Origin of the sequence: Nocardia carnea (assembly GCF_029869215.1) — a bacterium.
GTDB classification, from domain to species: domain Bacteria; phylum Actinomycetota; class Actinomycetes; order Mycobacteriales; family Mycobacteriaceae; genus Nocardia; species Nocardia carnea_B.
Genome location: NZ_JARWPM010000275.1, coordinates 1 through 6761, shown reverse-complemented (window position 1 = coordinate 6761; position 6761 = coordinate 1). Strand labels below are relative to the sequence as shown.

Annotated in this window: 10 protein-coding genes; 3 read left to right on the top strand and 7 right to left on the bottom strand. The window is 70.9% G+C overall.

The genetic code is table 11. The features are described 5' to 3' along the window. The 6 genes from QH276_RS19165 to QH276_RS19140 form a co-directional block, all read right to left on the bottom strand. On the bottom strand, positions 1-1217 hold a 1217-nt coding region (locus QH276_RS19165; protein ID WP_280406841.1), incomplete at its 3' end, for a hypothetical protein. Next, on the bottom strand, positions 1214-1909 hold the full coding sequence (locus QH276_RS19160) for a response regulator transcription factor (protein ID WP_280398513.1): 696 nt from the start codon (positions 1907-1909) through the stop codon (positions 1214-1216). The genes QH276_RS19165 and QH276_RS19160, both read right to left, overlap by 4 nt. Positions 1910-2000: 91 nt before the next feature. Further along, entirely contained in the window at positions 2001-2411 is a 411-nt protein-coding gene (locus QH276_RS19155) for a flavodoxin family protein (RefSeq protein ID WP_432278612.1), read from the bottom strand. A 63-nt stretch (positions 2412-2474) separates the two neighbouring features. Further along, a complete protein-coding gene (locus tag QH276_RS19150; protein WP_280398511.1) occupies positions 2475-2966 on the bottom strand; it encodes a hypothetical protein in 492 nt (163 codons plus the stop codon). 14 nt (positions 2967-2980) lie between these two features. Continuing rightward, the gene (gene dapB / locus QH276_RS19145; RefSeq protein WP_280398510.1) at positions 2981-3733 is read right to left on the bottom strand and encodes a 4-hydroxy-tetrahydrodipicolinate reductase; all 753 of its coding nucleotides are present in this window, start codon (positions 3731-3733) and stop codon (positions 2981-2983) included. Positions 3734-3767: 34 nt separating this feature from the next. Further along, positions 3768-3968, bottom strand: coding sequence for a hypothetical protein (locus tag QH276_RS19140; protein WP_280406840.1), 201 nt, complete (start codon positions 3966-3968; stop codon positions 3768-3770). A 25-nt stretch (positions 3969-3993) separates the two neighbouring features. Between QH276_RS19140 and QH276_RS19135 the strand changes: the two genes are divergently transcribed. After that, positions 3994-4524: a CGNR zinc finger domain-containing protein gene (locus tag QH276_RS19135; RefSeq protein ID WP_280398509.1), complete on the top strand. Its 531-nt coding sequence runs from the start codon at positions 3994-3996 to the stop codon at positions 4522-4524. Positions 4525-4676: 152 nt separating this feature from the next. On the opposite strand, the gene QH276_RS19130 is transcribed toward QH276_RS19135, so the two are convergent. Beyond that, complete coding sequence (locus QH276_RS19130) at positions 4677-5777, bottom strand: alcohol dehydrogenase catalytic domain-containing protein (RefSeq protein ID WP_280398508.1); 1101 nt, start codon at positions 5775-5777, stop codon at positions 4677-4679. Between the two features lie 136 nt (positions 5778-5913). Here QH276_RS19130 and QH276_RS19125 point away from each other — a divergent pair, with 136 nt between their 5' ends. After that, entirely contained in the window at positions 5914-6309 is a 396-nt protein-coding gene (locus QH276_RS19125; protein WP_280406839.1) for a VOC family protein, read from the top strand. A 105-nt stretch (positions 6310-6414) separates the two neighbouring features. Then, the gene (locus QH276_RS19120) at positions 6415-6579 is read left to right on the top strand and encodes a hypothetical protein (RefSeq protein WP_280406838.1); all 165 of its coding nucleotides are present in this window, start codon (positions 6415-6417) and stop codon (positions 6577-6579) included. Positions 6580-6761: the final 182 nt, after the last annotated feature.

Here is a 6761-nt window from a genome sequence, read left to right as displayed (position 1 = left end):
CCCCCCCCCCCCCCCCCCCCCCCCCCGCTTTGGGGTGCGTTCTCTTCCTCCCCGCCCCCGCCGGGGTGGGGGGGGGGGGGTGCTAAGCCCTCGCCCCCCCCCCCCCCCCCCCCCGGCCCCCCCCCCCCCCCCCCCCCCGCCCCCCCCCCGGGGGGGGCGGCCCCCCGGCCTGCCCAAAATGTGGGGCCCCCCCCCCGCCCCGGGGCCCCCCCCCCGGGGCCCCCCCCCGCCGGCGGCATCCGCAGTTCGCTGTCGTTCCCGCCGCGGTGCACGGTGACCTCGATGCCGGAGTTCACCTCGTGCACGGCGGCGCGCAGGAAGCCGATGGCCGAGTTCGCGTCCAGCAGCCCCGTATCGGCGCCGGAGATCCGGGTGGCGTCGAGCTGGTCGAGGGTGCGCCGCGCCTGCTCGCGCAACACCGGGGAAGCTCCGCGGGCACGCGAAGCATCCAGCAGTGTGGACAGCACGGCATCGTGGATCAGCACGGCGAACCGCGCGCGTTCCCGTTCCCGGGCAGCCGCTCCCGCGACCGCCGCCGCCCGTTCGCCCGCGAGCACCGATTCGCGGTCCAGCCGGGCACCGGCGGCCTGCGCGTGCACCACGCACCACAGGAACAACAGGCACTGCCCGGCCAGCCGCGCGAAATTCTCCAGGGCGTACAGCGCCCCGATATGGTCGTACATCACCAGCAGCGCCACGCTCGGTATCGCCGAGGTCAGCACCAGATAGGCACCGGCCAGCCACGGCTGCCAGGCCACCGCGGCCGCCAGCACGCCGATCATTATCAGCCGATGCGCCCAGATCAGCCCGGGTGCCTCCGCGACCTCGTAGTAATAGGGCATCACCAGCGCCATCCCGGCCAGATAACCCAGCGCGGCCGCCCCGGCCACCGCGCGGACCAGGCGCGGACCCGCCAGCAGCGCTACGACCGCGAGCACCGGCAGCATGCCGAAGGCCACCGATACGGTGATCAGCGTCCAGACCGGCGGGACCGGGCGTTGCTGCACGATGATCTCGGGCAATTCCAGGACCGCCGCGAGCGACCCCACCAGCCCGATCACCAGGCCGAACCGCCGGACCACCCGGTCGGCCGCCAATTCGGGACCGGCGTTACGCGCCCGGATGAGCGCCACCACCGCGGACCCCAGGGCCCGCGGCCGCGCTGTCCACAGCGCCGGGCGTTCGGCCGCACCGGCGGAGGTCGAGGTTGTGCTCATGCCCGGCGATGTTCGGGAACCGGTAGCCAGCCGTCCTCCACGGCGCGTTTGTAGAGATCGGTTTTGGTGGGCGCCGGCCGGCCCGCGTCGGCGTATTTCTGCCGGATCCGGCTCAGATAATCGTTCACCGTCTGCTCCGACAACCCGGTGAGCCGCGCGACCCGCGACGCCTTTTCCCCGGAGGCGTACAGCGTCAATACTTCCTCCTGCCGGGGACTCAAACCGACGCTCGACAATTGCGGATCGCCGTCGATAGCGGCGGCCCAGTCGGTGGTCACGACCTGTTCCCCGGAGGCGGCGCGGCGCACCGCGGCGACCACGGTCGCCACATCCTCGGATTTGCGGACCACACCGAGAACCCCGGCCCGGGCCGCCGAGCGCACCAGATAGGTGTTGTCGGCACCGGTGAACACCAGGACCTCCACCCCGTGGCCGCGTAATCTCGCGACGTTCTCCTCCGGTGCGGAGTCGTCGGCCAGCCGCAGATCCAGGACGGCGAGGTCCAGCGCCGGGGTGTCCTCGGTCCGGCAGGCCGGATGCTCCAGCAGCTCGCCCACTGTTCCCGCGGTCGCCACGAGTTCCAGATCCGGCTCCGGCCCCAACATGGCCGCCAGGCCGATCGCCACCGATTCGTGGTCCTCGACCAGACCGATACGGCGCGGCCCGCGCCGGTCGGTGACGCTTTCGGTCACAACGCAACTCCCATCAGGCACATCCGGTGTCCAGTGCAGTATGGCGTGGCGCGCGCCGCGCGGTCAGCCCCGGATTCCAGGGGAGCGCGCCTCACTCCATCAACTGCGCCGCCACGGTCGCCCCGAGTTCCCAGCACCGCTGCAGATCGTCTTTGGCCGGTTTACCCCTCACCACAATGGAATCGGCAGCCTGTACCCAGCCGAGCCCGGTGGTCACCGTGGCCACGCTGCGTTCGGCGCCTTCGGTGCCCTCGTTCCCGTGGACATAGAGCCCGTACGGGCGGCCTCTGGTGCTGTCGAGACAGGGGTAGTAGCAGGTGTCGAAAGCGTGCTTGAGAGCGCCCGACATATAGCCGAGGTTGGCGGGGGTGCCCAGCAGATAGCCGTCCGCGGCGAGCATCTCGGCCGGGGCGAGGGTCAGCGCTGCGCGGCGCACCACCTCGACCCCTTCGATCTCCGGATCGCTCGCCCCGGCCAGGACCGCTTCGAACATCTCCTGCATATGCGGGGACGGCGTGTGATGGATGATCAGCAACGTCGGCACGGTCGCGAGCCTAGTGGGTGACTAGCGGCCGGAATCGCGTTCCTGCCGTTCCAGTTCGACCGCGCGGCGCATGGTACTGCGCGCCCTGGCCCGGTCACCCGCGTAGTCGTAGGCGCGGGCCAGCCGGTAGGAAACGCGCCAGCTGTCGGGGTCGGCTTCCCATTCCTGTTTCACCGTGAGGAACAACTCGTCCGCGGCGGCGCGCTCGATCCGTCCGGAGGGCCGGCGCGGGAGTTCGGAAACATCCAGTTCCAGGCCCTCGTCGTGCATGCGGCGGGCGAGCCGCTGATGATCGAGCGCAGACCGGATGGTGGACACCACCATCCACACACCGAGTACCGGCAGAATCAGCACCCCGGCGCCCAGGGCGACGGCGGCGATATCACCGGAAGTCAGCAGTTCCACGGCGATCCGGCCCAGCAGCAGGAAATAGAAGATCAAGGCCAGGACGAGGAAGCCCACCATGAGGACGACCTTGGTCACCCCGCCGCCGGACGCCGGATCCCCGGTCATGCCACCGGTTTCGCTCACAGGTCGAGGAACGGATCGAGCCCGACGGTGAGCCCGGGGCGGCCACCGATCTGCCGGACCCCCAGCAGCACGCCCGGCGCGAACGACGAGCGGTCGAGGGAATCGTGCCGGATGGTCAGCGTCTCACCCTGGGTTCCGAACAGCACCTCCTGGTGGGCGACGAGCCCGGCCAGGCGCACCGAATGCACTCGCACCCCGTCCACCTCGGCACCGCGCGCCCCGTCGAGTTCGGTGGTTGTGGCGTCCGGAACGGGCCCGGCCCCCGCCTGTTTGCGTGCCTCGGCGATGATCCCGGCGGTCCGGTAGGCGGTACCGGAGGGGGCGTCGGCCTTGTTCGGGTGATGCAATTCGATCACCTCGACCGATTCGAAGAAGCGGGCCGCCTGTTCGGCGAATCGCATCGAGAGCACCGCCCCGATCGCGAAGTTCGGCGCGATCAGCACCCCGACCTCGGGCCGGCCGGACAACCAGCCGCGCACCTCGTCGAGCCGGGCGCTGTCGAATCCGGTGGTACCGACGACGGCATGGATACCACTGTCCACGAGGAAGCGCAGGTTGCCCATGACCACGTCGGGGTGGGTGAAATCGACCACGACCTGGGTGCCGGTCTCGGTGAACCGGGCCAGCGGATCGTCCTTGTCCACGGTGGCGACCAGTTCGAGATCGGCGGCCGCCTCGACCGCGGCGCAGATGGCCTGCCCGACCTTGCCCTGCGCCCCCAGAACGCCCACCCGAATCGGTGCCGTCACCTCACCACTCCTACCTGTCGTCGGAGCATCGAGTCTATTGGCGCGCCGACGCGCGCGGGTTTCGACCCCCTCGTCCGCGGGCCACCGCGAAATCACTGCTCCCGGGTGTCGCCGTCACCGTATCGGCCTCGCTCACCAGCCATTGCCCGCAGAGACAGCGCCAGTAGCGGACCGACCCGTGGCCGGACAGGAGGGTGGGGGCGGGCCAGGCGCAGGCCGAGCAGGTGATCGTCATGAAACGAGTCTGATGTAATGGTTCTATGCATTTCAACCCTTACGGCGGGGCGGCGGCCGAACTCGCGGCCCGCCTGGTCAATGCGCCACCCGATCAGGACATCGCGGCGCTGCTGACCGATGCGGGCTACAAACCGGTCGGCACCGTGACCCCCCGGCAGACCGCCGAACTGCGGCGGTGGACCCGCCGCCTGGACGAAGCCTTCCGCGCGCCCGGCGTCGACCTGCTCAACGCCTTGCTGGCCGAGACGACGAGCCGCCCCTACATCTCGACGCACGACGGACGTGCGCCGCATCTGCACTACGCCGCCGAGGACGCGCCGATCGACGAACGCGTGAAGGCCTATACCGCCGCCGGCCTGGCCGAACTGTTCTGCGCGGCGCCGGACCGGATCGGCCGGTGCGCCCGCGAGAACTGCACCCTGGTGTTCGTCGACACCTCGCGGAACGGCCGGCGGCGGTTCTGCAGTGATCGGTGCGCGAATCGGGTCAATGTCGCCAGACACCGGTCGCGGCGAACCGCCCACCCGGTGACGTCCCCCTCGGCACAGAGCTGAACGCCGGGCACGTCCTACCGAGCCCGGAAGCCGACGCCGAATATGCCTGAGGCCAGGTGTCCACCGACTCGATCACCCTCCCGGTGCGAGCCCAGCGCACGGCGGCCACCGGTACGGTCGGTGCCGAATCCGGACCGCGCCGGAGAGCGGTCTCAGAACACGATGACCTGGCGCAAGGCGTGGCCGGCTGCCAATTCGTCCATGGCCCGGTTGATCTCGTCCAAGCCGATCCGGGCGGAGATCAGTTTCTCCACCGGCAACCGGCCCTCACGCCACATCCGGACGTACTCAGGAATATCGCGCGACGGGACCGCCGATCCCAAGTAGCTGCCGACGATCGAACGGCCCTGCGCGACCAGACCCAGCGGCGAGATACTGGCGCGGGCGTCGGGCGACGGGAGGCCCACCGTCACCGTGACACCGCCCGGCGCGGTCGCGGCGACGGCGCTTTCGAAGGCCCGGGCCGAGCCCACCGCCTCGACGACGACCTCGGCCCGGATCTCTCCGTCGGCGACCTCGGCGGGCGAATACGCGCCGGTGGCGCCGAGATCGCGGGCCAGCTGTAGTTTCTCCGGAACCGTATCGACGGCGATCACCTCGCGGACCCCGAGCGATACCGCCACCAGCACCGCCGCCATCCCGACTCCACCGAGACCGACGACCATCACGCGGTCGGTGGCGGCCGGTTTCGCGGAGTTCAGCAGCGCACCACCGCCGGTCAGCACGGCGCAGCCCAGGACGGCCGCGACCTCCGGGGGCACATCGTCGTCGACCGGGACCACCGACCGCCGGTCCACCACCGCATAGGTGGCGAAGCCGGACACACCGAGATGGTGGTGGACCTCGGCACCGTCGCGGTGCAACCGCCGGCCCCCGGTGAGGAGTTCACCGGCGTTGTTGGCGGCACTGCCGGGAACGCACGGGGTCCGGCCTTCGGAGGCACACCCCGCGCACGCACCGCAGCGCGGCAGGAAGGTCATCACGACCCGCTGCCCGACGGCCAGATCGGCCCCCGGACCGGCCGCCTCGACCTTCCCGGCGGCTTCGTGGCCGAGCAGCATCGGCACCGGGCGGACCCGGTTCCCGTCGACCACGGACAGATCCGAATGGCAGATACCGGCGGCTTCGATCCGCACCAGCACCTCGCCGGGACCCGGTTCGGCGAGCTCGAGTTCGCCGACGGTGATCGGTGTGGATTCGGCGTACGGTCCGGGTGCGCCGATACGTTCCAGGACTGCCCCACGAATTCTCATCCCACCACGGTAAGCCGCGGTGGGATCGCGCTCATGATCCGGATGGGACTATCCTTGGTCGCCGTGATGGTGCTCCCGTTGGCCGCCTTGTACCGAGCCCGGGGTCGGGATCATCACGATCCGAGGAGATTTTCCTTTGTCCGTTCAGTTCAACCACACCATTGTCGGATGCCGTGACAACCGGGTCTCGGCCGAATTCTGGGCCGATATCCTGGGTCTGGAACTCGGACCCGAGTGGGGTCCGTTCATTCCGTTGCCCACCGCGAACGGGGTCACGTTCGATTTCGCCGACGTGCCGCCCCATATCACCGAAATACAGGGCCAGCACTACGCCTTCCTGATCTCGGAGCAAGAATTCGATGCGGCGTACGCCAAGATCCAGCGCTACGGTCTCGAGCACTGGGCGGATCCGCATCAGCGCGCGGCAGGCGAGATCAATCACAACGACGGCGGTCGCGGGGTGTACTTCCTGGACCCCAGCGGTCACTACATGGAGTTGATCACCGTCCCCTACGGGGGCTGGCCGCGGTAACCGCCCGGGGGCGGGGGGGGACCCCCCCCCCCGCCCCCCCCCCCCCCCCCCCGGGGCCCGCCCCCGGCCCCCCCCCCCCCCCCCCCCAGGCCCCCCTACTACCTGATGCCCTATCCCGCGAGGGCGCTCCCCCCGGGGGGGGCCGGCGGGGCGGCCACCACCTGGGGGCTGGATATCGTGTTTCCGTGGTTCATCGGTGCGGTGGCGCTGGCCTGCCTCGTGGCGGCGGGGCTCGGCATGCGGCGCGGTGCCGTGGCGGAAGCGGCCTGAGCCCGGCGGCCGCGGTCGTGGGGGGGGGGGGGGGGGGGGGGGGGGGGGGGGGCCGGGGGGGGGGGCCCGGGGGTCGGCTTTTGGTGCACCCGGCGCGCGCCCCGGGCGGTCTAGGCCACCACGACCCCACCGAACACCAGGTTGTGGATACCGGTTCGCTCCGCGGCCAGCGAGGGGTACAG